The sequence below is a fragment of the Xanthobacter sp. NM-25 genome (genome assembly GCF_022138605.1).
Classification (GTDB): Bacteria; Pseudomonadota; Alphaproteobacteria; order Rhizobiales; family Xanthobacteraceae; genus Xanthobacter.
In genome coordinates this window covers 39,272-62,853 of record NZ_JACBFS010000003.1, presented here as the reverse complement: position 1 = coordinate 62,853, position 23,582 = coordinate 39,272, and the positions used below count along the sequence as shown (strand labels likewise).

The 23,582-nt window shown below is 65.9% G+C and carries 23 protein-coding genes; 18 read left to right on the top strand and 5 right to left on the bottom strand.

The window, feature by feature from the left end; genetic code table 11:
• Window positions 1-67: 67 nt before the first annotated feature.
• Genes MEU52_RS09135 through MEU52_RS09120 form a run of 4 tightly spaced genes read right to left on the bottom strand, consistent with a single transcriptional unit; the run spans window position 68 to window position 2,899 of the window.
• The gene (locus MEU52_RS09135; RefSeq protein ID WP_238120972.1) at window positions 68-820 is read right to left on the bottom strand and encodes an SDR family NAD(P)-dependent oxidoreductase; all 753 of its coding nucleotides are present in this window, start codon (window positions 818-820) and stop codon (window positions 68-70) included.
• 48 nt (window positions 821-868) lie between these two features.
• Window positions 869-1,630, bottom strand: a complete 762-nt coding sequence (locus MEU52_RS09130) for an N-acyl homoserine lactonase family protein (protein ID WP_238120971.1) — start codon at window positions 1,628-1,630, stop codon at window positions 869-871.
• A gap of 27 nt (window positions 1,631-1,657) precedes the next feature.
• Window positions 1,658-2,431: an enoyl-CoA hydratase-related protein gene (locus MEU52_RS09125; RefSeq protein WP_238120970.1), complete on the bottom strand. Its 774-nt coding sequence runs from the start codon at window positions 2,429-2,431 to the stop codon at window positions 1,658-1,660.
• On the bottom strand, window positions 2,432-2,899 hold the full coding sequence (locus tag MEU52_RS09120) for an acyl-CoA thioesterase (protein ID WP_238120969.1): 468 nt from the start codon (window positions 2,897-2,899) through the stop codon (window positions 2,432-2,434).
• A gap of 367 nt (window positions 2,900-3,266) precedes the next feature.
• Between MEU52_RS09120 and MEU52_RS09115 the strand changes: the two genes are divergently transcribed.
• Window positions 3,267-4,508, top strand: a complete 1,242-nt coding sequence (locus MEU52_RS09115) for an ABC transporter substrate-binding protein (protein WP_443266431.1) — start codon at window positions 3,267-3,269, stop codon at window positions 4,506-4,508.
• Here the strand turns inward: MEU52_RS09115 and MEU52_RS09110 are convergent.
• Window positions 4,498-5,652 carry a winged helix-turn-helix transcriptional regulator gene (locus tag MEU52_RS09110; RefSeq protein WP_238120968.1) on the bottom strand — a complete coding sequence of 385 codons (1,155 nt, stop codon included), beginning with the start codon at window positions 5,650-5,652 and terminating at the stop codon, window positions 4,498-4,500. The genes MEU52_RS09115 and MEU52_RS09110 overlap by 11 nt on opposite strands.
• Window positions 5,653-6,034: 382 nt before the next feature.
• Between MEU52_RS09110 and MEU52_RS09105 the strand changes: the two genes are divergently transcribed.
• From MEU52_RS09105 to MEU52_RS09030, 17 genes are all read left to right on the top strand, one after another.
• Window positions 6,035-6,721: a GntR family transcriptional regulator gene (locus MEU52_RS09105; RefSeq protein ID WP_238120967.1), complete on the top strand. Its 687-nt coding sequence runs from the start codon at window positions 6,035-6,037 to the stop codon at window positions 6,719-6,721.
• A gap of 323 nt (window positions 6,722-7,044) precedes the next feature.
• Window positions 7,045-7,935 (top strand): transporter substrate-binding domain-containing protein, encoded by an 891-nt coding sequence (locus tag MEU52_RS09100; RefSeq protein ID WP_238120966.1) that lies wholly within the window; start codon window positions 7,045-7,047, stop codon window positions 7,933-7,935.
• 81 nt (window positions 7,936-8,016) lie between these two features.
• Window positions 8,017-8,670: an amino acid ABC transporter permease gene (locus MEU52_RS09095; RefSeq protein ID WP_238120965.1), complete on the top strand. Its 654-nt coding sequence runs from the start codon at window positions 8,017-8,019 to the stop codon at window positions 8,668-8,670.
• A 5-nt stretch (window positions 8,671-8,675) separates the two neighbouring features.
• Window positions 8,676-9,485 (top strand): amino acid ABC transporter ATP-binding protein, encoded by an 810-nt coding sequence (locus MEU52_RS09090; RefSeq protein ID WP_273546147.1) that lies wholly within the window; start codon window positions 8,676-8,678, stop codon window positions 9,483-9,485.
• A gap of 4 nt (window positions 9,486-9,489) precedes the next feature.
• Window positions 9,490-10,863 (top strand): amidohydrolase family protein, encoded by a 1,374-nt coding sequence (locus MEU52_RS09085; RefSeq protein ID WP_238120964.1) that lies wholly within the window; start codon window positions 9,490-9,492, stop codon window positions 10,861-10,863.
• 3 nt (window positions 10,864-10,866) lie between these two features.
• Window positions 10,867-11,658 carry an aspartate/glutamate racemase family protein gene (locus MEU52_RS09080; RefSeq protein ID WP_238120963.1) on the top strand — a complete coding sequence of 264 codons (792 nt, stop codon included), beginning with the start codon at window positions 10,867-10,869 and terminating at the stop codon, window positions 11,656-11,658.
• A 3-nt stretch (window positions 11,659-11,661) separates the two neighbouring features.
• Entirely contained in the window at window positions 11,662-13,059 is a 1,398-nt protein-coding gene (hydA, locus tag MEU52_RS09075; protein ID WP_238120962.1) for a dihydropyrimidinase, read from the top strand.
• A 282-nt stretch (window positions 13,060-13,341) separates the two neighbouring features.
• Entirely contained in the window at window positions 13,342-13,476 is a 135-nt protein-coding gene (locus MEU52_RS21790) for a hypothetical protein (protein ID WP_273546146.1), read from the top strand.
• Window positions 13,477-14,000: 524 nt separating this feature from the next.
• Window positions 14,001-14,813 carry an enoyl-CoA hydratase gene (locus tag MEU52_RS09070; protein WP_238120961.1) on the top strand — a complete coding sequence of 271 codons (813 nt, stop codon included), beginning with the start codon at window positions 14,001-14,003 and terminating at the stop codon, window positions 14,811-14,813.
• 91 nt (window positions 14,814-14,904) lie between these two features.
• Window positions 14,905-15,780 carry a branched-chain amino acid ABC transporter permease gene (locus MEU52_RS09065; RefSeq protein WP_238120960.1) on the top strand — a complete coding sequence of 292 codons (876 nt, stop codon included), beginning with the start codon at window positions 14,905-14,907 and terminating at the stop codon, window positions 15,778-15,780.
• Between the two features lie 5 nt (window positions 15,781-15,785).
• Window positions 15,786-16,823, top strand: a complete 1,038-nt coding sequence (locus MEU52_RS09060) for a branched-chain amino acid ABC transporter permease (RefSeq protein WP_238120959.1) — start codon at window positions 15,786-15,788, stop codon at window positions 16,821-16,823.
• Window positions 16,820-17,596: an ABC transporter ATP-binding protein gene (locus MEU52_RS09055; RefSeq protein WP_238120958.1), complete on the top strand. Its 777-nt coding sequence runs from the start codon at window positions 16,820-16,822 to the stop codon at window positions 17,594-17,596. Before MEU52_RS09060 ends, MEU52_RS09055 begins: the two co-directional genes overlap by 4 nt.
• The gene (locus MEU52_RS09050; RefSeq protein ID WP_238120957.1) at window positions 17,589-18,287 is read left to right on the top strand and encodes an ABC transporter ATP-binding protein; all 699 of its coding nucleotides are present in this window, start codon (window positions 17,589-17,591) and stop codon (window positions 18,285-18,287) included. The genes MEU52_RS09055 and MEU52_RS09050 overlap by 8 nt, the downstream gene beginning before the upstream one ends.
• A 23-nt stretch (window positions 18,288-18,310) precedes the next feature.
• Complete coding sequence (locus MEU52_RS09045) at window positions 18,311-19,828, top strand: aldehyde dehydrogenase (protein WP_238120956.1); 1,518 nt, start codon at window positions 18,311-18,313, stop codon at window positions 19,826-19,828.
• Window positions 19,829-19,881: 53 nt separating this feature from the next.
• Window positions 19,882-21,120: an ABC transporter substrate-binding protein gene (locus MEU52_RS09040; protein ID WP_238120955.1), complete on the top strand. Its 1,239-nt coding sequence runs from the start codon at window positions 19,882-19,884 to the stop codon at window positions 21,118-21,120.
• Between the two features lie 107 nt (window positions 21,121-21,227).
• Window positions 21,228-22,763 carry an acyl-CoA synthetase gene (locus tag MEU52_RS09035; RefSeq protein WP_238120954.1) on the top strand — a complete coding sequence of 512 codons (1,536 nt, stop codon included), beginning with the start codon at window positions 21,228-21,230 and terminating at the stop codon, window positions 22,761-22,763.
• A gap of 54 nt (window positions 22,764-22,817) precedes the next feature.
• Entirely contained in the window at window positions 22,818-23,546 is a 729-nt protein-coding gene (locus tag MEU52_RS09030; RefSeq protein WP_238120953.1) for a GntR family transcriptional regulator, read from the top strand.
• Window positions 23,547-23,582: the final 36 nt, after the last annotated feature.

The following is a 23,582-nucleotide window of genomic DNA, read 5'->3' as shown; positions in this document are numbered from 1 at the left end:
CGCGGGTCTTGGCGCGGTCTCCGCCGCGCTCTCTGCCATATCCCGCGTTCCGCTCGCGCGGCTGCCGTCACACCATCGAGAAGCCGCCGGAGATGGACAGCACCTGACCAGTGATCCAACCCGCCTTGGGGGAGGCGAGAAGGGCGACGGTGGGCGCGATGTCTTCCGGCAGGCCGAGACGGCGCAGGGGGTAGAATTTGGTCAGCTTGTCGCGGTTGGCCTCCACCCAAGTGCGATCATGGGCAGTCTCGACCAGACCGAGGGAGACGGTGTTGGCGGTCACCCCATTGCGGCCCAGCTCCCGCGCCAGCGATTTCATAAGCGCGATGGTGCCGGCCCGCGCCGCCGCCACGATGGCGAGGCCGGATTCGCCCACCCGCGAGGAATCCCCCACGATGGCGATGAGACGCCCGTCGCCCGCCTTTGCCAGGTACGGCGCCGCCGCATGGGCGAGATGGATGGCCCCATAGAGGCAGGTGTCGATCTGCGCCTTCCATTCCGCCTCGGTGGACTCGGTGAACTTCTGGCGGATCGCGAGGCCGGCATTGTTGACGACGATGTTCAGATGCCCGAAGTCCGCGACGATGGCATCCACCATGGCCTTGACGGCGGCGCAATCGGCAACGTCCGCCTTGTACGCCTTGGCGGTACCGCCGCGGGCGCGGATCTCGTCGACGACCGCCTGCGCCTCCTGTGCGGAATTGCGGTAGTTCAGCGCCACCGCCGCCCCTTCCGCGGCGAGGGCGAGGGAGATTTCGCGCCCCACGTCCCGCGCGCCGCCGGTGACGAGCGCAACCTTGCCCTTGAGATTGAGATCCATGGAAAATCCGCCTTGCCTAAATGGGTGAATTCAAGCGGCGCGCACGCCTCATGCATAGGCGTGCGCACCCGTCCTCAGGGTGTGCCACTGGGCATCGTCATGCCCGCAGAGCACGGTGGCGCCGGCCGCCTCGATCTTGCGGATCTCGGCGATGGAGCGGTGATGCAGATCGACGCTCCAGGTGTTCTTCGGCACCACGTCCGTCTCGAGGCTGGCCTTCAGGCTCACCGCATCCGAAGCCAGCAGGAAGGCGCCGTCCCGGTCGAGGGTCACGAACGCGCCGGTCAATCCCGGCGTGTGGCCCGGCAGCGGAATGAGGGTGATGCGGCCGTCACCGAACAGGTCCTTCTGCCCGTCGATCAGCTCCATGGGGTTGGGCTGATCCCACTCCACCGGCAGATATCCCGCGGCCGCGGCGTTATCCGCCCGGGCCGCCGCGAGCTCGGCGGCATGCACGACCACCGTCGCCTTGCGGAAGAAGCTGTTGCAGCCGCAGTGATCGGGATGGAAGTGAGAGCACACCACCACGTCGATATCGTCGGCGCCAAGCCCCACGCAGGCGAGCTGGGAGACGACGTTGTCCTCCCGCCCCATGATCGGTGTCATGGCCCGCGCGATGCCGCCCCACCGCGCCGTGGCGTCCTCTGCCACCGAGGGGTGACAGCCGGTGTCGAACAGCACGTTGCCCTGCGCATGGCGCAGCAGCACCGAGGACACCGGCAGCTCGATGCTCTCGCTGCGGTCGGCATCCGGCTGATAGATGTGCCGCTTCATCCTGAGGCGGCCGCCAGAAAGCACATGCATCTTCACTGCGGTTTCCTTCCCTGGGCGACGGGCTCAGCGCCCCTCGAAACGCGGCGGGCGCTTCTGGGCAAAGGCGTTGCGCCCCTCCTGGTAGTCGAAGCTGCGGGAAGCCCGGTCGATCCGCTCCTGGGCCGCATCAAGATCGAGGCCGCCCGGGCCCATGGCGAGACCGTCGAGGATGAACTTCGCGCCGCCTACCGAAAGCGGTGCATTGCCGGCGATGCGGCGGGCCAGCGCCAGCGCCGCCGCCTGCGGGTCATCCGCCACGTTGTCGGCAAAACCGATCCGCAGCGCTTCCTCCGCCGGGACGCGATCGGCCGTGTAGAGGATGCGCTTGGCCTGGGTGAGGCCCACCAGCGCAAGCAGCCGCTGTGTGCTGCGCACCCCATAGACGATGGAGAGCTTGGCGGCGGGGATGCCGAAGATGGCCGAGGGCGCGGCGACGCGGAAGTCGCAGGCCATGGAGAGGTGGCAGCCGCCGCCCAGGCAATAGCCCGACACCACCGCGATGGTCGGCTTTCCCGCCCCGGCAATGGCGTCCGAGGATGCATCCACCGCAACCTCGTAGTCGACGCTCTGCTCCAGCGTGTGTCGCACCACGGGGAACTCCGAAATGTCGGCACCGACGCTGAAATCCGCTCCCGCGCCGACCAATAGGATGGCCCGCACGTCGCGGTCCGCACCCAGCTCCGAGAACTGGCGCGCCACCTCCCGCCACATGGCGAGCGTCATGGCGTTCCGCTGTGCCGGGCGGTTCAGCGTGACGGTCGCGATGTGATCCTCGATGGTGACTTCGATATCTGCCATTCAGCTCTCCCTTGGCGCACGTGCCGCCGCGCCGGCGGCGAGGGGCGCAAGAACCTGCCGCAGCGTATCGGAAAGCGGAAGCGGCCGGCCGGTGGCGCGGTCCACATAGACATGAACGAAATGCCCCTGCGCAGCGGCCGCATCATCCCCCTCGCGGAAGATGCCAATTTCGTAGCGCACGCTGGTGGTGCCCATGCGAGCCACGCGCAGCCCGGCCTGCACCTTGGATGGAAAGACCAGAGGCGAGAAATACTGACAGCGCGTTTCCACGACGAGGCCGATAACCGGACTGGAACGCGCATCAAGGGCGCCGGCTTCGATGAGATAATGCCCCACCGCAGTATCGAAGAACGAGTAATAAACGACGTTATTCACGTGCTGATAGACATCGTTGTCCATCCAGCGCGTGGTGATCTCCCGAAAGTGCGGATAATCCGCCCGCCTGTCCGGCGTCGCGCGCGCATTCACTGGCCGCCTCCCCTGCAAAACGACCCAGCGGCTGGCCCTGAAGGCTCCCTGGCGTGGGCGCCGGCGGCTTCCCATGCCGCCGGCCGGCTCCAGGGAGCGGCGGACGGATCGGATCCATCGGTCAATTCATAACTTGCATTATTAGACTGATAATGCTGTTGTCAATGCCGCACTGACAAGCTGAACACATCCAGCTCACATCTCGAGCTCAGTTTGCGCGGAAAGCCGACATTGTTGCGTAACCGCGGCCGCCTTCGCGCAAGAGACGCACACAAAGTGTCTATCTATGAAAGCACTTCGTCGGTGCAGGGACGGAACTGCCGGACGCTAAGCCGGAAAGGCGCGCCGGATCACCAGGAGGAAACGGATGACCAGGATTGCACAGGTGGCGACCATTTGCGCCGCGCTTGCCATGCCGCTGCCAGCCCTTGCCCAATCTCCGGCGCCGACGGCGGCGCCCGGCAAGGTCTCGGGCGACATGGTGAAGATCGGCGTGCTCACCGACATGTCGGGGCAGTTCTCCCACGAAGCCGGCGAAGGGTCCGTCACGGCCGTGAAGATGGCGGTGGAGGACTTCGGCGGCAAGGTGCTGGGCAAACCCATCGAGGTCATTGTCGCCGACCACCAGAACAAGACCGAGGTGGCCATCGCCAAGGCCAAGGAATGGTTCGATGTGGACAAGGTCGACATGATCGCGAACCTGATCAATTCGGCGGTGGCCATCGGCGTGGCCGGCGTCGCCAAGGAGAAAAACGGCATCGCCATCATCAACGGCTCCGGCTCGTCCCGGCTGACCGGCGACATGTGCACGCCGAATTCGATCCACTATGCCTATGACACCTATGCACTGGCCGTGGGCACCGGCAACGCCCTGATCAAGCAGGGGAAGAAGAACTGGTTCTTCCTCACCGCAGACTACGCCTTCGGCCATGCGCTGGAGGCCGACACGGCCGCGGTGGTGAAGGCAGGTGGCGGCCAGGTGGTGGGCGCGGTTCGCTACCCCATCAATACCCTCGACCATGGCTCCTTCATGCTGCAGGCGCAGGGATCTGGAGCCGACGTGATTGCCGTCGCCGGCTCGGGCACCGTCTTCATCAATGCGGTGAAGGCGGCGCACGATTTCGGCCTCACCCAATCGGGTAAGCAATCCCTCGCCGGGCTTCTGGTATGGATCACGGACATCCATTCCATGGGCCTGGAAAACGCCCAGGGGCTGGTGCTCACCAATGCCTTCTATTGGGATCGAGATGACGACACCCGGGCCTTCTCCAAGCGCTTCGAAGCTCGCATGGGCCGCAAGCCCCACATGGGCGATGCGGGAGACTATTCTTCCACCATGCACTATCTGAAGGCCATAGAGGCCGCCGGAACCGACGACGCGCAGGCGGTGATGGCCAAGATGCGCGCATTGAAGGTGAACGATTTCTTCGCCAAGAACGGCTACATCCGCGCCGACGGCCGCTTCATCCACGACATGTATGTCTACCAGGTGAAGAGCCCGTCGGACTCCAAGGGGCCATGGGACTATTACAAACTGGTGCAGGTCATCCCGGGGGAGCAGGCGTTCCGCCCGCTGTCCCAGAGCCAGTGCCCGCTGGTCAAGAAATAGCCGTCGCAGGGCGGCCCCGGCGCGGGGCCGCCCGCTTCGCGCGCCCTTCGGCCGGGTTTTGCTCCTGCCCCTTCTTCGTCTCGTCCGGCACCGCACCAGGCAACAGGATTTCGACCATGCGGTCGCCCGCCTGCGGCGCACCATAACGGGCGGGATCGTAATTGAGGCGGTAGCGCATGTCGGGGGCCTCGATGGGCTTCTTGCACTTGTCGCAGATCACCACCGCAGAAAAATCGTGGCCGCAATCCAGATGGGTCAGCACCAGCGGCGGGTCGCCGGCAGACAACCAGCGGTCGCCCCAGGCCCCCATGGTGATGAATGCCCCATAGAGATCCATGCCCATCTCCGTGAGACGGTATTCGTACCGCTCCGGCAGATCCTGATACTTCACCCGCTCGAACACCCCGCGCGCCACCAGACGCCCCAGACGCTCGGTGAGGATATTGGGGGCGATGCGCAACTCGGCCTGCATCTGGTCGAAGCGCCGCACCCCGAAAAAGGCCTCGCGCAGGATCAGAAAGCTCCAGCGGTCGCCGATGATTTCCAGCGAGCGCGAAACGGAACTCGGCCGGCCACGGGAGAAGCTGGCGGACTCCGCCGTGCGCCGCGCGCGCTTGGTCGGCTCCACCGGCGTGCGCCCGGCGCCCGGCCCATCGCGATAGCTCACGCGGCTCGCCTTCACCTCGCCGAGGCAGTGGGAACAGGCGACATAAGGCGTGCAAGCCTGGCCGCACGTGGCATGGATGAGCTTCAGGGGCGGCCCCTCGGGCCCGGACAGCCAGCGGTCGCCAAAGCGGATCAGCGCCACGAAGCTCGGGTACAGCTCCATGCCGCACCGGGTCAGGTGATATTCGGCGCGGCTCGAATGCGCGGAATAATGCACCTGACGAAAGATGCCACGCACCGTCAGCCGCTTCAGGCGTTCCGCCAGCGTACCGCGGGGCAGGCCCAGCGCCGCGCGGAACTCCTCGAAGCGCCGCGCTCCGAAGAACGCCTCGCGGATCACCAGGAAGCTCCAGGCGTCTGAGACGATGGAGATGGTGCGCCCCACCGAACAATTGCGCTCGAACAGCTGAGCCACCGGACTGGCACGCTTTTTCGGCTGGGCGGAGGCGCTCCGCGCCCCCTGCTTTTCCCTGGGCATCCTCAGCCTGTCGATGGTGGCATTGGTCTGTTTATACTATGGACCTCACCCCACGTCGCCTGCAACACGTCCGCTGCGGCGCGTCTGATCGCTGCAGCCGCTGTGGGCCCATCGCCGCGCCATCGCGGATCCGGCGGTCACGGATGCCCCGCGTCGCCAGCAGCACGAACGGAACGGCCATTGATGAAAACCGCAGCCGCTCCATCCCCTTCTTTATGCGGAACGAGGCTTTGTCGTCCGCTGCGGAGCAGGTAAACGAGGAGGCACAGGCGCAGGCGCGACCCGGAGCTTTCGCGGGTCCCATAGAGATGGTGATCGACAAGTGCCGGCAAGACGCAGCGACGAACCCCGGCGGTCCCGGCCATCGGCCGGCAAAACCCCCATGTCGCGACGGGTACCGTTCGCCCATCAGGTGGCGAACACGCTGCGGGACCGGATCATTCGCGGCGATCTGGCACCGGGCAGCCGGATCGTCGAGCGCAGCCTGTGCGAGATGCTCGAAGTCTCCCGCACGCCGCTGCGTGAGGCGCTGAAGCTGCTGGAGGTGGAGGGCCTGGTCGAGCTGTCGCAGAACCGCGGTGCACGGATCATGTCCTTCACGCCCGAGGAGGCCTCGAACCTGTTCGAGGTGATCGCCGGCCTGGAAAGCCTTGCCGCCGAAATCGCCGCCACGCGCATGGATGCCGACGCACTTGCGCAGCTCGACCAGATGCATGCGCGCATGCTTGAGCACTACCGACAGCAGGAAAAGGACCCCTATTTCGAGCTCAACAGCGCCATCCACGACACGGTGGTGCGCCTGTCGGACAACCCGATCCTCATCGCCACCCACGCCAACCTCATGCTGCGAGCCCGGCGCGGGCGATACATGGCGATCATCGACCCGCTGCGCTGGGAGGAATCTGTGAACGAGCACGAGGCCCTGATGAGGGCGCTGCATGCCCGCGACGCAGATGCCGCGCGCCGGGTATGGAAGCGCCATCTGCTGAGGACCGGGGAGACCGTGTGCGCCGTGCTGAGGGCTGCGGGCGATCCCACGTCGGCCGCGGTGAAGGCCGACGCCTCCTGAGGCGACCATAGGCGCGCGCCCGATGCTGAAATAGTCGGCAGGCACACCGACCGCGCCTCGCGATCGGCCGCCGACAACGCAGCCGACCAATGCCGCGCCGCCACTCAAAAAAACACCCCCATGCGCGTGAAGAGCCTCCGCCGGCATCCGGCGGAATTGAGGTCGGCTGCCGCAGATGCAGGCATATGCTGCACAATTAATCAGCGACGCGGAACTGGTGATTTTAATTTAAGTCATTGTATAAGCTTAAATAAATCAGATGGAATGCAATCTGATGACCGCAGGATCCGCCACCGAAAGCCTTGAGACATAGAGAGATTTTCATGTCATTCCGCTTCTCCGCAGCCGGCGCCTCCCGACGCCGCGTCCTTCAGATTTCGGGTCTGTTCCTCGCCATCGCCACGGCCCTGCCCCTCGGCGGCGCCGCTGTGCCCAGCCCGGCGCACGCCGAGCCTCTCACCCTCGACGCCATCAAGAAGGCGGGCGTCGTGCGGGTGGGCGTCGAGGCCTCCTACCGGCCCTTCACCTTCCGCGACGATGCCGGCAAGATCGTCGGCTACGACGTCGACCTCGCCAAGGAGATCTTCAAGCCCCTCGGCGTGAAGGTGGAATTCGTCGATACCGCTTGGGCCGGCGTCATTCCCGCGCTTTATGCCGGCAATTTCGATGTCATCATGACCTCGCTCACCTACACCAAGGAGCGCGTCGCCAAGGTCGGCTATTCCATCCCCTACACCGAGGCGACGCAGGAAATGCTGATCCGCGCCTCGGACGCCGGCACCATCACCAATCTCGACGGCATGGCCGGCAAGATCCTCGGCGTGAAGCTCGGCTCGGCCGGCGACACGATGAAGACCAAGCTCGCGGAGAAGCTGAAGGCGGACACCGGCAAGGGCTTCTCCGAGGTCAAGACCTATGACGATCACCCCGCGGCCTATCTGGCCCTGGCGCAGGGCTCGGTCGATGGCGTGATCAACTCCTTTGCCACGCTGACCCAGGTTGTGAAGGACGCGCCCGGCAAATACGCGATCGTGCGCGATATCGGCCCGCGCAACTGGGCCGGCATCGGCACGCGCAAGGAAGACACCCAGCTGATCAACTTCCTCAATGAGCGCATCGAAGCGCTGAAGGCGGATGGCGAGATCTACAAGCTTCAGGAAAAATGGTTCGGCACCAAGATGAAGCTGTCCGACAAGGTCCCCGACTTTTCCTGAACAGTGGTGCGGGGCGGGTGATCCGCCCGCCCCGCGGGTTCGGCCGGACGCCTCCGGCCCTTCGATCGCGGATGCGACGCAATGACGATAGACTGGGCCATCGTCGAGATGGCCATTCCTCTTCTGGCCGTGGGCACGGTGATGACGCTGAAGATCGCGTCGGTCGCCACCCTGTTCGGCCTCACGGGCGGCATCGCCCTCGGCCTCGTCTCACTGGGCGGGTGGACCTGGATGCGATGGCTGGTGCGCGGCTATGTGGATTTCATCCGCGGCACACCACTGCTGATCCAGATCTTCATCGTCTTCTTCGGCCTGCCCCTGATGGGCTTCCGGCTGGGTGAGTTCTGGGCGGGGGTGATCGCGCTCTCCCTCAACAGTGCCGCCTATATCGCCGAGATCGCGCGCGGCACCGTCGGGTCCGTGGAGAAAGGACAGACGGAGGCCGCCAAATCCATCGGCATGACCCAAGGCAAGATCCTGTTCTATATCCTGCTGCCCCAGTCGATCCGTCCCATGGTCCCGGCCCTGACCAACGACATCATCACCCTGCTGAAGAACACGTCGCTGCTCTCCGTCATCTCAGTCTACGAGCTGACGCGCTCGGGCCAGGCCATCATCGCCTCGCATTTCGCACCGCTCGAGATCTTCGCCCTGCTTGCCATCTATTACTACGCCATCATCTCCGTGCTTTCGTGGATCTCGCGGGTGATCGAACGGCGCCTGCCGGCCTGGTGATCGCCATGACAACCGACACTCCTTTCGCCCGCCGCCCACACGAGAAGTCCCTGCTGTCCGTCAGGGGGCTGCGCAAGACGTTTGGCGAGCGCGAGATCCTCAAGGGGATCTCCTTCGACGTCATGGCCGGGCAGACCCTGGTGCTCATCGGCCCCTCGGGTTCGGGCAAGACCACGGTGCTGCGGTGCCTCAACTACCTGGAGACGCCCACCGCCGGTGCCATCGAGCTCGCAGGCGAGCCCGTCGGCGGCGACTATGTGGGCGAGCCGCCAAGGTGGGTTCCCCTGCCGGAGCATCGCCTGGCGCTCCAGCGCAGCAAATTCGGCTTCGTGTTCCAGCGCTTCAATCTCTTCCCGCATCTGACGGCACTGCAGAATGTGGCCATTGGTCCGCGCAAGGTGCTCGGCCTTTCCGCAGCGGCAGCGCAGGCACGCGCGGCCCAGCAGCTGGCCCGCGTCAGCCTCGCCGAACACATGGACAAGCGGCCCTCCCAGCTTTCCGGCGGCCAGCAGCAGCGCGTCGCCATCGCGCGGGCGCTGGCGATGGAGCCACGCCTCATCCTGTTCGACGAGCCGACCTCGGCGCTCGATCCCGAGCTGGTGCACGAGGTGCTCGACGTCATGGGCGACCTGGCCCGAGAGGGCATGACGATGATCGTCGTCACCCATGAGATGGGCTTCGCCCGCCGCGCGGCGGACAAGGTCATCTTCATGGCCGACGGGCACATCGTCGAAGAAGGCCCGCCCGAAGATGTCTTCACGGCGCCGCGCGAAGACAAGACGCGCCGCTTCCTCACTCACGTTCTCAACCGGTAGACCCATGTCGAACCCGTCTTCCGAACCCGCGGCCGATCTGCTCTATGATCTCGTCGTCACCGGCGCCACCGTGCTCACCGGCGCGCCCGCCGGCCAGACCATAGACAATGCCGTCATCGCCATCGCCGACGGCCGCTTCGCCCGCATCGAGCGGGCTGGTGTCACCGGTGCCCCGCTGCCCGCGCGGCGCACGGTTCATCTGCCCGGCCGCGTGATCACGCCCGGCCTCGTCAACGTCCACACCCACGCCAATCTCTCTATGGTGCGCGGCGTCGCCGAGGATCTCGGCTTCGCACCGGCCTACACGCCCGGCATCCCGCAGGGCCACATGGTCACGCCGGAGGAGGCCTATGCGATTTCCCGGCTCGGCGCCCTGGAGGCGCTGCTCTTCGGCTCGACGCTGATCAACGATACCTTCGTTCATCCGGACATCGTGACCCCCGCCATGGCGGAGATCGGCCTGCGCGTCTGGTCCTGCGGGCGGATCCACGACGTCGATTTCTCCGGCGTGTCGGTGGGGCGCTGGGACTATGTGGACGCCATCGGCGAGCGCACCCTGCAGCTGGCCCTCGACCTTGCCGCGCGCTACCAGGGCAAGAGCCAAGGGCGCATTGGCGTCCAGCTCGCCGCCCACGCGCCCGACACCTGCTCAACCCCGTTCCTGCGCCGCATTGCCCGCGCGGCGGAAGAGGCCGGACTTCGCGTCACCACCCACCTGTCGCAGAGCACGGTGGAACTGGCGCGCATTCGCGAGCGCGATGACAGGAGCCCACCCGAACTGCTCGAGGAGGTCGGGCTGTTGAACGACCGGCTGACGGCGGCGCACTGCATTCACGTCAGCGAGACCGATATCGCCCGCATCGGCAAGGCCGGCATCCATGTGGCGCACATCGCCAAGGGTAATGCCACCGGAGGCAGCATCGCGCCGACCCAGAAGCTGCGCGCGGCAGGCGCCAGCCTCGCCCTCGGCACCGACAACATGCACGCCGACATGGTGGAGGTGATGCGCTGGGCGCTCGCGGTCGGGCGCATTCAGCTCGGCGCGGTGACGGCGGACTGGCAGCCCGCCACCGTGTTCGAGATGGCGACCATGGGCGGGGCACGCGCCATGGGGCTGGAGAACGAGATCGGCAGCATCGCTGTCGGCAAGCAGGCGGACTTCGTCGCCTTCGATTTCCGCCAGCCGCATCTGACGCCGGCGACCAACCCGCTCGGCAACCTCGTGCATGTCGCCCAGGGGCGCGATGTCGAGCTGGTGGCGGTCGGCGGTGAGATCATGGTCGAGGACGGCCGGCCGACCCGCGTCGACGCGGAAGCGATCCGCCGCGATGCCGCTGCCGCCATCGCGGCCCTGTGGCAGCGGGCGCGGGAGGGCTGAACGATGCGGATCCTCCTCATCAATCCCAACACCTCGTTCGCCATGACCGAGCGGATGATCACCAGCGCGCGCGCCAACCTCGCGCCCGATGTGGAGCTCATCGCCATCACCGCCGAAGAAGGCGTGCCCTACATTGCCAGCCGCGCCGAGGCGCTGGTCGCCGGCACCACCACGCTGGAGCTGATCGCCCGGCACCAGCACGGCATGGACGCCGTGGTCATCGCCGCCTTCGGCGATCCCGGCCTGATCGCCGCGCGCGAACTGTTCGACCTGCCGATCACCGCCATGGCGGAAGCCGCCATGCTGACCGCCTGCATGCTCGGACCGCGCTTCTCGATCATCACCTTCTCCCACGCCCTCACCGCCTGGTACGAGGACGCCGTCGCGCTGGCCGGTCTTCAGCCGCGTTGCGCCAGCATCCGCGTGCCGCGCGCCGCGTTCCGGTCGGTCCACGACGTGCAGCATGAGCTTGAGGACGACCTCGCGGCGCTCGCCTGCCGCGCGGTTGAAGAAGACAAGGCCGATGTCGTGCTGCTGGCCGGCGCCCCGCTGACCGGGCTCGCCGCGCGGATTGCGGCGCGCGTGCCCGTACCGCTGGTGGACCCCCTGGATGCGGCGATCGGTCAGGCGACGCTGCTCGCACGGCTGCGCACCCGCCCGGCCCAGGCTGGACGCTTCGCGCGTCCCGGCGCCAAGACCGCCGTCGGGCTGACCCCGGCGCTGGCGGCCTGGATCGAGCATCGAAACGAGGCGGCGGGGATGCCGGCGCCGCACGCACGGCAGGAGGCGAACTGAACCATGTTCGACACCATTATCCGCGGCGGGCGCGTTTCAACTGCATCCGACACCTTCACCTGTGACATCGGCATCAGCGACGGGCGCATCGCCGCGCTCGGTGCCGATCTCGGCGGGGCGCGCGAGATCATCGACGCCCGCGGCAAATGGGTGCTGCCCGGCGGCATCGACAGCCACGTGCACATCTCGCAGCCCTCCGGCGAGGGCATCGTGATGGCCGACGACTTCGAGAGCGCCACCCGCTCGGCGGTCATCGGCGGCAACACCACCGTGCTGCCCTTCTGCCTGCAGGAACGCGACATGTCCCTGCGCGAGGCGGTGAATGCCTACCACGCCAAGGCCGACGGCGAATGCTACACGGACGTCTCCTTCCACCTCATCATCTGTGATCCCACGCCCGCCGTGCTCGGCCAGGAGCTGCCCGCACTGGTGCGCGATGGCTACACCTCCTTCAAGGTGTTCATGACCTATGACGGGCTGGCGCTGACGGATCGGCAGATGCTGGAGGTCATGGCGGTGGCGCGGGAGAGCCGCGCGCTGGTCATGGTCCATGCCGAGAACTATGACATCATCCGCTTTCTGACCGACCAGTTGGAGGCGGCTGGACACACGGCGCCGCGCTTCCACGCCACGTCGCGCCCCGTCATCGCCGAGCGCGAGGCAACCTATCGCGCCATCTCGCTCGCCGAGCTCTCCGACGTGCCGCTGATGGTGGTTCACGTCTCCAATCGCGAGGCGATGGACGAGATCCGCCGCGCCCGCCAGCGCGGTCTGAAAATCTTCGGCGAGACCTGCCCACAGTATCTGGTCCTCACCGAGGGCGATCTCGATGGCCTCAACATGGAGGGCGCCAAATATGTCTGCTCACCACCCCCCCGCGACGTGGCGAGCCAGGCGGCGTGCTGGGAGGGGATCGAGCAGGAGGTCTTTTCCGTATTTTCGTCCGATCACTGCCCGTTCCGCTATGACGACCCGCAGGGCAAGCTCGTGCCGAAGGGCCGCACCAGCTTCCGCTGGGTGCCCAACGGCATCCCCGGGGTGGGCGCGCGCCTACCGATCCTGTTCTCGGAAGGGGTGATGAAGGGGCGGATCGACATCAACCGCTTCGTCGCCCTCACCTCCACCAACCACGCCAAGGCCTATGGCCTCTATCCGCGCAAGGGCACCATCGCAGTGGGCGCGGATGCGGACATCGCCATTTGGGACCCCGAGCAGCGCCGCACGCTGACCCACGCCATGCTCGCCGATGGCTGCGACTACACGCCGTATGAAGGCCGGGACATCACCGGCTGGCCGGTGACGACTTTGGTGCGCGGCAAGGTCATGGTGCGCGACGGCCAGCTTGCGGGGAAAAAGGGCCACGGCGTCTATCTGCAGCGCGCGCTCAGCGCCTTCGCCTGATCCACCCGAACGCGCCCGCCTCTGCCGGCGGGATGCGGCCGGGCAATGCCACGGCCCGGCCCTGCAACCGCTGTCGACCGCGGCCTTCTCCCCGATGCGTGCGGCATCTGCGCCCGGCCTGACGACGGCGCGGGCTCGCAATCCCGCGTGATCCACGCCATGGCCATGACTGCCACCCTCCATCGCCTTCCGGGCGGGGTGAACCGGCGGGCGCAGCTCGCAGGCTGCATCAGCGCGTAGGATATCGGACCCGCCACCTTTCTTCTGGCGATCAGCGCGCCCTTGGTCCTGCTGGGCTGCGTGCTGGAGATCATCTCGGTCACCATCATCGTCACGCTGCTGGTGGGCATGAACCGGTCCACGGTCAGCGACATCAGCCGGTGGCCCTCCTCTTCTCGCCGACCCTGTCCCTGTTGACGCTCAGGTCTATAAGTGACGCAACGGACCCTGCGGGCGGAGACGGGGATCCCAAGACACCTCTCAGTCATAGGAATGATCGCTGCTTGGAGCGCGCCGGAACTCAACAGCGATATGCCGCGCGATGAGCTCATGGTTCACAGGCCACAGCGTGGCCGTCGCCCGTCGTTGAGATCGACGGCTAAGGGGCTCAGCGGCCTCGGGGTTCGACAGGATGGTCCTCAGGGGCAGGTTCAGCTCATGGGCTATGGCGCCGGAAAGCTCGCCCTGCGGCAGGATGCATCCGCACACGCCGAACGCCGGTCAGACCGGAGAGAAGGAGACCGTGCGAAACGCGGTGTCCTTGCAGGCAGCGGCGCAGCCCCCCATGAAGCGGGAACACCATCAATGCCCGGAGCGGCCGGGCGCGCATCCAGCCCCTCGAAACGCCTTGAGAACTGTTGACGTCCATCTGATGTACCACTAATACTCCATGCAACGAAAGACGTAGATGGCACGCCAACAATGGCGGCCCGGGAGGAAAAATGGACTTCACGCAGCTGACTTGCAGCATCGATGGGCCTGTGGCGACCATCTGCCTGAACCGCCCCGATCGCATGAATGCGTTGACGCAGGTGCTGGAGAACGAGCTCCGCGCTGCAATAGAAGACGCAGACGCGGATCCTGCGGTGCGCGCCATCATCCTGACTGGCGCAGGTCGCGCCTTCTGCGCCGGAATGGATATGGAGGAGCTGGAAGTCCTTCCCCCCGACGATATTCATCGTCAGGATTGGATGCGTCCTTACGACATGAACCGGCGGGCCGATTATCAGACCCGCTATTCTTATTTTCCGGCGGCCCGCACACCCATCATCTGCGCGATCAACGGTGCTGCTGCCGGCCTCGGCATGGTGATGGCGCTTTACAGCGACTTCCGCCTGGCTTCGGAAAAGGCGGTTTTCGCGACCGCCTTCGCCAAGCGAGGGCTCATCGCCGAGCATGGCATCGCCTGGATCCTGCCCCGCGTGGTGGGCCACGCCAACGCCATTGATCTGCTGCTGACCTCCCGCAAGATCGACGCCGCCGAAGCCATGGCCATGGGCCTTGTCTCCCGCGTGCTGCCCCCCGACGATCTGATGCCGGCAGCCCTCGCCCTCGCCACCCAGCTTGCGACAGAGGTGTCGCCCCGCTCCGTCGGCGTCATGAAGCGCCAGATCTGGGACGCCCCCTTCCGCAGCCTCGGCGAGGTGATCGCCGAGGCCAATCGCGAAATGTACTTCAGCATCCAGAGCGATGACTTTAAGGAAGGCGTCGCTCACTTCCTGGAGCGGCGCCCCGCTCGCTTCACCGGCCAGTAGACTTAAGAATAAACAAAGTCCCAACAACACGAGAGCGCACCATCCGGCCGGCGTGAAAGCGCCGAACGGTGGCGTGCGCCGGGAGAAACGCATGCCAAGCGTTGCAGAGGTGGTCAGCCAGCTGACCAATGGCGTCATCCTGGGGCTGATCCTGGCCCTGGTCGCCACCGGTTTCACCATGGTGCTCAGCGTGATGGGCATCATCAATTTCGCCCACGGGTTGCTCTTCGCGCTGGGCGCCTATCTGTCACTGACCCTGGTGGATGTGGTCGGCTATTGGCCGGCGCTGCTCCTTGCGCCGCTTGCGGTGGGCCTCATCGGCATCCTCTTGGAGCAGGCTTTTATTCGCCGCCTCTACACCAAGGATCCCTTGTTCGTCCTGCTGCTCACCTTCGGCATCGCCATGATGGGCGAGGATGTCATCCAGATGATCTGGGGGAAGCTAGCCTATTCCATCGCCGCGCCGGATCTCGCCCGGGGCAGCATTGATCTCGGCTTCATGATCTATTCAAAATATCGGCTGTTCATGGGCGCGTTTGCGCTGGTCTCCATCTTCTGCGTCTGGCTGTTCCTCGCCAAGACGCCCTATGGCGCCATGATCCGGGCCGGTTCCCACGACAGCGAGATGGTGGGCATCCTGGGCAAGAACCTGCCCCTCATCCGGGCGCTGGTGTTCGGCCTCGCGGCGGCCATGGCGGCGCTGGCAGGCATCATCGCGGCACCGCTCTGGAGCGTGCGTCCGCAGATGGGCCTCGACGCCCTGCTGCCAGCCTTCCTCATCGTTGTCATCGGCGGCATGGGCAGCTTCTGGGGCAGCGTGCTCGGAGGCCTTCTCGTGGGCATCACCAATTCGCTGGCCGTCATGTTCGTCCCGCGTTTCGCGGACCTCATGATGTACGTGCTGGCTGCGGTTGTCCTGCTCTACCGTCCCCGCGGCCTCCTCGGCACGCGCAGCGTCCTGGAGTGAAGCGCATGACCCGCGAAACTGTCTCCGGATCGCACCGCAAGCCGCCCGTCGCGGCCTTCCTCTCCCTGCTCGGCGTGTTCGCGGTCCTGCCGCTGGCGCTGCGGGGGCTGGACATCAGCCTCACCCTGGGCACCGAGGTGCTCATCATCGCGCTGTTCGCGATGAGCTACAATATTCTGCTCGGCACCACGGGCCTGGCCTCGTTCGGCCACGCCGCGTTCTTCGGCTCCGGCGCCTACGCCGTCGCCATCGCCCAGCAATATGGCCTCGGCGGTGCCGCCATTGATCTGGTGCTCGCCTTCCTCGCGGGGCTCGTGGCCGCGCTGCTGGTGGGCCTGCTGGTGATGAAGAAGCGCGGAATCTATTTCGGCCTTCTGACGCTGGCCTTCGGACAGATGTTCTACATCGTCGCGCTGCGCTGGGATGACCTGACGGGCGGCGAGACCGGCCTCACCGGGCTCAAGCGCCCGGCGCCCTTCGGCCTCGACCTGAACGACCACATCACCTTCTACTATTTCGTGCTCGCCATCTTCATGGTGGCGGTCTGGGTCATCTGGCGCATCACCCACTCGCCGTTCGGCAGCGTGCTCGCCGCCATCAAGAGCAACGAGGTGCGGACCCAGTATCTGGGCTACCACACGGCCCGCTACAAGCTCGGCGCGATCGTCGTCTCGGGCGCCTTCTCCGGCCTGGCGGGCGGCCTTTATGCCTGGTTCCAGTATGCCGCCTACCCGCAGAACCTGTTCTGGATCGAATCCGGCAACATCGTCATCCTCACATTGCTCGGCGGTGGCCTGTCGAGTTTCTTCGGCCCTATCCTCGGCGCAGCCGTGTTCGTGGGCGCCCAGGATCTCATCAGCAGCTACACAGAACACTGGATGTTCTTCTTCGGGCTGATCTTCATCCTGGTGGTGACAGCTTTCCCCAACGGCCTGCCGGAAGCGCTCGCGCGGCTCCTTTCTCTGGTGCGTCGTCCCACCCGCACCACCGATGCTTCCACTGCGGCCGTCCGAGCTGCGCCAAACCGGGGGACCACACCATGAGCGGCCTGAAGACCGAGAACCTCTCGGTGCAGTTCGGCGCGGTGAAGCCGGTGGACGATGTGAGCGTGGAGATCGCCGCCGGGCGGCTCACCTCGATCATCGGCCCCAACGGCGCCGGAAAGACATCCTTCTTCAACCTCTTGACCGGGCTCTACCAACCGACCCGTGGCAAGGTGTTCTTCGACGGCCAGGATGTGACCCACATGCCGGTGCACCAGAAGGTGCGCAGCGGCCTGACCCGCACGTTCCAGATCCTCAACGTCTTCGACACGCTGACGGTGGCGGAGAACATCCGTGCCGCCGTGCAGCGCCGCCATGGACGTTCCGCCTACATGTTCTGCGCACCGGACCGGCACGGCCCGGTGGAGGACGAGGTCGATGCGATCATCGAGCGGGTGCGCCTCAAGGAAAAGCGCAACATCCGCGCCAACGATCTTTCCCACGGTCATCGCCGTCATCTGGAAATCGGCCTGTCCCTCGCCACGGAGCCACGCACACTGCTCCTCGACGAACCCATGAGCGGGCTCGGCATGTACGAAAGCTCGGTCATGGGCGAGTTCGTACGCGAGCTGGCGCAGGATCTCACCGTGGTGCTGGTGGAGCATCACATGTCGGTGGTGCTGTCCATCTCCGACACCATCCTGGTGCTCAGCCAAGGGCGCCTGCTTGCCTCTGGCACGCCCGCCGAGATCCAGGCCAACCCTCAGGTCCAGGCGGCCTATCTGGGCACCGGACGTTACGACCTGCCGCAGGAGGGCGCCGGCCATGCTTGAGGTTCACGAGATCGACACCTTCTACGGTAACGCCCACGTGCTGTTCGGCATCAGCCTCAGGGTTGGAGCGGGAGAATGCGTGTCGCTGCTGGGCCGCAACGGCGCCGGGAAGACCACCACGTTGCGCTCCATCATGGGGCTGAATGCCCCGCGGCGCGGCACCATCCGCTTCAAGGCGGAGGAGATCCATGGCCGCGTGCCCTACCGGATCGCTCGATCCGGCATCGCTCTGGTGCCTGAGGATCGGCGCATCTTCCCTGTCCTGACCGTTGAAGAGAACCTGCGGCTCGGCGAGAAGAAGGGCGCCGGCACGGCGCGTTGGACGCTGGAGCGGGTCTATGAGGTCTTCCCGAAGCTGAAAGTGCTGCGCGAGCGCAGCGGCGGCAACCTCAGCGGCGGCGAGCAGCAGATGCTCACCATCGCCCGCGCACTGATGGGCAATCCCGACCTCATCATGCTCGACGAGCCCACCGAAGGCCTCGCGCCCATCGTGGTGGAAGAACTGGTCCACGCCATCGCCCGGCTGAAGCGCGAGGCCATGACGGTGCTGCTGGTGGAGCAGAACATCAACGTGGCGCTGGCGCTCGCTGACCGCTGCTACGTGCTCGACCACGGCAGCGTGGTCGCCGAAGGCCCCGCCGACACCATTCGTGCCGACGAACAGCTCCGCGCCGACCTGCTCGGCGTCTGATCCCCCATCCAGGATGAATGAACATGAGCACCAAGCCCGCACGACCACCTGAAACCACGCGCGAGGACTGGTCCGCGCGCGCCGCCGGCCTGTCCCTGCGAAACCAGCTCTATATCAATGGCCGTTACGAGCCCGCCGCTTCGGGCCAGACCTTCGACTGCGTGAGCCCCATTGACGGACGGGTGCTCACCAAGGTGGCGGCCGGTGACACCGCGGACGTGGATCGGGCCGTCAAGGCGGCACGGGCGGCTTTTGAGTCCGGCGTCTGGTCCGATCTGCCGCCCGCCCAGCGCAAGAAGATCCTGCAGCGTTTCGCCCAGCTGGTGCGCGCCCATGCCGACGAACTCGCCCTCATCGAGACCCTAGACGTAGGCAAGCCGATCCGCTTCTCGCGCGGCGTGGACATGGCCCAGGTGGAAGACGCCATCGCCTGGAATGCCGAGGCCATCGATAAGCTCTATGATGAGGTCGCCCCCACCGGCCCCAAGGCCCTCGCCACCATCCGGCGCGAGCCGGTGGGCGTGGTGGGCGCCGTGGTGCCGTGGAACTTTCCGCTGCTGATGGCGGCATGGAAGTTCGCCCCCGCGCTCGCCACCGGCAACAGCGTGGTGCTGAAGCCGGCCGAGCAATCTCCCCTGACTGCCCTGCGCGTGGCGGAGCTCGCCAGCGAGGCCGGCATTCCGCCGGGTGTCTTCAATGTGGTGACGGGCTTCGGCGAGACGGCCGGCAAGGCGCTGGGGCTCCACCCGGATGTGGACGTGCTCGCCTTCACCGGCTCGACCCAGGTGGGCAAATATTTCCTGGGCTATTCCGCCCAATCGAACCTGAAGCAGGTGTGGCTGGAATGCGGGGGCAAAAGCCCCAACGTGGTCTTCGACGACGTCTATGACATGGACGCCGCGGTGAAGGCGGCCGCCATGGCTATTTTCTTCAACCAGGGCCAGGTGTGCAATGCCGGCTCGCGGCTCCTGGTCCACAATGCCATCAGGGGCGCCTTCGTCGAGAAACTGGTGGCCTTCGCCGCGCGCCTGCGGCCGGCGGATCCGCTCGATCCGGGTGCCATCCTCGGCGCCATGGCGAGCGCCGAGCAGATGCGCCGGGTGCTTGACTACATCGCCATCGGCAATGACGAGGGCGCCCGTCTGGTGGCAGGCGGCACAGCGCCGGAACCGGTGGCCGGCGGCTGCTTCGTGGAGCCAACCATCTTCAACGACGTCGCGCCCGGCATGCGCATCGCCCAGGAAGAGATCTTCGGACCTGTGCTCTCGGTGATCGGCTTCGACAGCGAGGACGAGGCGATCAGCATCGCCAACGATTCCATGTACGGCCTGGCGGCCGCGGTGTGGACGCGCGACCTCAACCGCGCCCATCGCCTCGGCCAGCGCCTGAAGTCCGGCCTCGTGTGGGTGAATTGCTACGACGCCGGCGACATGACCGTGCCTTTCGGTGGCGTCAAGCAATCCGGCTTTGGCCGCGACCGCTCCCTGCATGCCCTCGACAAGTACACCCAGCTCAAGACGGTCTGGATCAACCTGCGCTGAGCTTTCAGGCCACCTCGGGACCCCAAAAACAAAGACTATTGGGAGGACACGACATGACATTGACTGGAAAAATCTCACGACGCCTCGTGCTGGCGGCCGGCGCGGCGCTCGTCGTCACTGCCGCCCATGCCCAGGTCCTCGATCCCCTTAAGTTCGGAGCGCTGCTGCCTCTGAGCGGGAATTACGGCTTCCTCGGCGTGAGCGAGCGGATGGGCATCGACCTGGCGGTGTCCGAGATCAATGACGCCGGCGGCGTGCTCGGCCGCAAGGTGGAGGTGGTGTACGAAGACTCCGGCACGCCGGCCCAGGCGACGCGCAAGGCCACCCAGATGCTGGAGCGCGACAAGGTCGCCTTCTTCGTCAATGGCGGCGGCAGCGCGGTGAGCGCCGCCATGTTCGAGTTCGCCCAGCGCAACAAGGTGATCGACCTGGCCATCGATCCCAACGCCGAGGAGCTCGTGACCACCAAGGCGAACCGGTATTCGTTCCTTGTCCCCGCGCCGAGCAGCATGATCGCCAACGCGGTGATGCCCGAGGCCGCCAAACTCGGCAAGACGGTGCTCTTCCTCACCCATGACTATTCCTTCGGCCACGCCCAGACCGCCGAGCAGCGGCGGGTGCTGAAGGAGGTCGGAGGCGTCAAGGAAGTGGGCGAGATCAAGGTGCCGCTAAACACCCGCGACTTTTCCAGCCAGATCATCGCCATCCGCAACGCCAAGCCGGACATGGTGGTGGTGAACGTGGCCGGCGTCGATGCCACGGCCCTGTTCGAGCAGATCTGGGAGTTCGAGCTGTTCAAGAACACCAAGATCGTGGTGCCGCTGCTGGATTTCGAGGACAGCTGGGCGATCGGACCCGAGAAGAACCGGCTCATCTCTCTGGCGGGCGTGGAGTGGCATGACACCGTGCCCGCCAAGGACGCTCAAGCCTTCAAGGCTCGTTACCAGAAGGCCTATCCGAAGGCGCAGTATCCGGTGCCGACCACCAACAGCGTCAACGCCTATCTCGCTGTACGCGAAACCTTGCGGGCGATCCAGCGCGCCGGTTCCACCGATACCGACAAGATCATCGCCGCACTGGAGAACCATGAGGTGAAGGACTCTCTGAAGCCAAACCCCATGCTCATCCGCGCCAAGGACCACCAGTGGGTTCAGGACTTCTTCGTCTTCCGCATGAAAGACCCGAAGACCTCCGCGGAACCTGGCGACATCTACGATCTGGTGTCCGTGGCGAAGGGGACCGACATCGTCGTGCCCGAGGCCGAGCGCAAGGCCGACCTCGCGACCCAGTGACCGAACGCGCACTGTGGCGGCTCCTGCCTGGAGCCGTCACTTCCAGCCTCTCCCATCGACCCCGCGGGTGGCCTGCCACCCCGGCCCACCGAACCGGCCCATCGACCATGACACAGATCGCCATCTTTGACTGGATTGCCCGCCACGCCGACAGCCAGCCGGACCGCCTGGCCCTCGTGGACGATGTCTCCGGCCGGACCTTCACCTACCAGACCCTGAACCGGAGGGTCGGCGCCCTTGCCACCTATTTGGCCGATGAGATCGGCATCGGGCCCGGCGACCGCATCGCCACCCTGGCACACAATTCCACGAACATCCTCGAGGTCCAGTTCGCCTGCATGCGCCTTGGCGCTCTGTTCGTGCCACTGAATGTGCGCTTTGCCGCGCCGGAGATCGCCGAGGTGCTGGAAGACTGCGGTGCGCGCCTGCTGCTGCACGACAGCGAGTTCTCCGCTGTCGCCGCGCAGGTCGCGCACGCGCGCGGCATCGTCGCGGTGGAAATGAACGAAGAGGGCCGTCCCTGCCCTTACGAGGCGGCCATCGGCCGCTGCCCGCCGCGGGGCCCGCGCCAGGACGGCACACTCGATGAGACGTGGACCCTGATCTACACCTCAGGCACCACCGGCCGACCGAAGGGCGTGCTCATCTCCTACCAGATGGTGGTGTTCCACGCGCTCAATTACGGCTTCTCCACCGGTGTGACGCGCGACAGCCACGGCCTCACCTTCCTGCCCATGTTTCACACCAGCGGGCTCAATCTGCCGGCTAACCCCATCCTGCACGCGGGGGGCTGCGTGACCGTGATGCGCCGCTTCGACCCGGCGCGCGCGCTCGCGCTGCTGTCGCAGGAGAGGGCGCCCGTCACGCACAGCTTTGGCGTGCCGGCGAACTATCTCTTCATGCGCCAGCTGCCGGAATTCGCGACCGCCGACCTGCGCGGCGTGCGCAGCCTCGGCGTCGGCGGCGCCCCCATGCCCATTCCCCTGCTGCAGGCCTATGCGGACAAGGGGGTCTCCATGCAGCAGACCTTTGGCATGACCGAAACCGGCCCCACAGTCACCATCCTTGCCGCCGAACGCGGCTTCGACAAGCTCGGCTCCGCCGGCCTGCCGGTGATGCATGTGGAGACCATGATCGCCGATGGCGAAGGCACCCCGGTCACCCGCGGCGAGATCGGTGAATTGTGTGTGCGCGGGCCCTCGATCACCACCGGCTACTGGAACCGACCCGAGGAGAGCTCCATGGCGTTCCGCGCCGGCTGGTTCCGCACCGGAGACATGGCGCGGCAGGATGCGGACGGTTATTTCTACATCGTGGACCGCTGCAAGAACATGTACATCTCGGGCGGCGAGAACGTCTATCCAGCCGAAGTGGAGCGGGTGCTCGAAGGGTTCGGCGGCATCGTCGAAGTCGCGGTGGTCGCCGAGCCGGATGCCAGATGGGGCGAAGTCGGCCGTGCCTTCGTCGTCTGCGACCCGGCCCGCTCCCTTGCGGCGGACGACATCCTCAGATACTGCCGCAGCCAGATTGCCGGGTATAAGGTCCCCAAATTCATTTCCTTCACCAAACAGTTGCCGCGCAATGCAACCGGAAAGGTTGACCGTTCAAAGCTGCTCGGGCTTTTGCAACCCGAGACCCTCTGAGCGGGGCCACCATGGCGCGCCAACCGGCTGCGATGTCGAACAGAAGAGAGATCCATGAGCAAGCGTTCCGCCACCCATGCCAATGCCGACCTGACCGCCGCGGCAGGAGCGGAGGAAACGGGCGAGGATGTCATCTCGGTTGCAGACCGCGCCTACAAGACCATCGAGGCGCGCATCGTTCAGCTCAAGTATCCACCTGGCTTTCCGCTGTCCGAGCACCAGCTGAGCCAGGAGCTTGGCATCAGCCGTACGCCGGTTCGCGAAGCATTCCGGCGGCTCGCTCTCGACCAGATCATCGAGATCCTTCCCCGCAAGGGCGCTTTCGTCACCGATGTGGAGGTGAAGCAATATTTTCATCTCCTGGACCTGCGGCAGCAGCTCGAACTGTTCATGGCAGTCCGCGCCGCCAAGCGCGCCACCGCCGAGCAGCGGGAGACGATGGCGCAGCTCGCGGCTGAGCTGCGCGCGGGAATGATGGAGCCTGAGCAGGCCATCTTCGTCTATGCGGACCGCGCCTACAAGGACCTCATCGTCGAGGCCTGCCGCAACCCGTTCATCGGCAACATCATCGCGCCAATGCACGCACTGTCCCGGCGCTTCTGGTATTATTATCGGCACCAATGGCACGCCGATGAAGCCCAGGTGGCCATCAACCACCATCTCGCCGTGATGGACGCGGTCGCCGCCGGCGACGAAGCCGCGGCCGGCGCCGCGGTGGGCCAGCTCTTCGTCTATCTCGAGAGCTTCGCCCACCGCATCCTGCACAACGAACACGTCATCTAGCGACGGACGGCGGCGCCACCGTCGGTGGCCGCTCGC

Bases quoted from the DNA above. Each gene is read 5' to 3' on its own strand.
- MEU52_RS09135 (WP_238120972.1), bottom strand. From the start codon at position 820: ATGGATCTCAATCTCAAGGGCAAGGTTGCGCTCGTCACCGGCGGCGCG.
- MEU52_RS09070 (WP_238120961.1), top strand. From the start codon at position 14,001: ATGGACTTCACGCAGCTGACTTGCAGCATCGATGGGCCTGTGGCGACC.
- MEU52_RS09110 (WP_238120968.1), bottom strand. From the start codon at position 5,652: ATGCCCAGGGAAAAGCAGGGGGCGCGGAGCGCCTCCGCCCAGCCGAAA.
- MEU52_RS09050 (WP_238120957.1), top strand. From the start codon at position 17,589: ATGCTTGAGGTTCACGAGATCGACACCTTCTACGGTAACGCCCACGTG.
- MEU52_RS09065 (WP_238120960.1), top strand. From the start codon at position 14,905: ATGCCAAGCGTTGCAGAGGTGGTCAGCCAGCTGACCAATGGCGTCATC.
- MEU52_RS09115 (WP_443266431.1), top strand. From the start codon at position 3,267: ATGACCAGGATTGCACAGGTGGCGACCATTTGCGCCGCGCTTGCCATG.
- MEU52_RS09085 (WP_238120964.1), top strand. From the start codon at position 9,490: ATGTCGAACCCGTCTTCCGAACCCGCGGCCGATCTGCTCTATGATCTC.
- MEU52_RS09055 (WP_238120958.1), top strand. From the start codon at position 16,820: ATGAGCGGCCTGAAGACCGAGAACCTCTCGGTGCAGTTCGGCGCGGTG.
- MEU52_RS09080 (WP_238120963.1), top strand. From the start codon at position 10,867: ATGCGGATCCTCCTCATCAATCCCAACACCTCGTTCGCCATGACCGAG.
- hydA (WP_238120962.1), top strand. From the start codon at position 11,662: ATGTTCGACACCATTATCCGCGGCGGGCGCGTTTCAACTGCATCCGAC.
- MEU52_RS09040 (WP_238120955.1), top strand. From the start codon at position 19,882: ATGACATTGACTGGAAAAATCTCACGACGCCTCGTGCTGGCGGCCGGC.
- MEU52_RS09100 (WP_238120966.1), top strand. From the start codon at position 7,045: ATGTCATTCCGCTTCTCCGCAGCCGGCGCCTCCCGACGCCGCGTCCTT.
- MEU52_RS09035 (WP_238120954.1), top strand. From the start codon at position 21,228: ATGACACAGATCGCCATCTTTGACTGGATTGCCCGCCACGCCGACAGC.
- MEU52_RS09125 (WP_238120970.1), bottom strand. From the start codon at position 2,431: ATGGCAGATATCGAAGTCACCATCGAGGATCACATCGCGACCGTCACG.
- MEU52_RS09030 (WP_238120953.1), top strand. From the start codon at position 22,818: ATGAGCAAGCGTTCCGCCACCCATGCCAATGCCGACCTGACCGCCGCG.
- MEU52_RS09095 (WP_238120965.1), top strand. From the start codon at position 8,017: ATGACGATAGACTGGGCCATCGTCGAGATGGCCATTCCTCTTCTGGCC.
- MEU52_RS09090 (WP_273546147.1), top strand. From the start codon at position 8,676: ATGACAACCGACACTCCTTTCGCCCGCCGCCCACACGAGAAGTCCCTG.
- MEU52_RS09060 (WP_238120959.1), top strand. From the start codon at position 15,786: ATGACCCGCGAAACTGTCTCCGGATCGCACCGCAAGCCGCCCGTCGCG.
- MEU52_RS09045 (WP_238120956.1), top strand. From the start codon at position 18,311: ATGAGCACCAAGCCCGCACGACCACCTGAAACCACGCGCGAGGACTGG.
- MEU52_RS09105 (WP_238120967.1), top strand. From the start codon at position 6,035: ATGTCGCGACGGGTACCGTTCGCCCATCAGGTGGCGAACACGCTGCGG.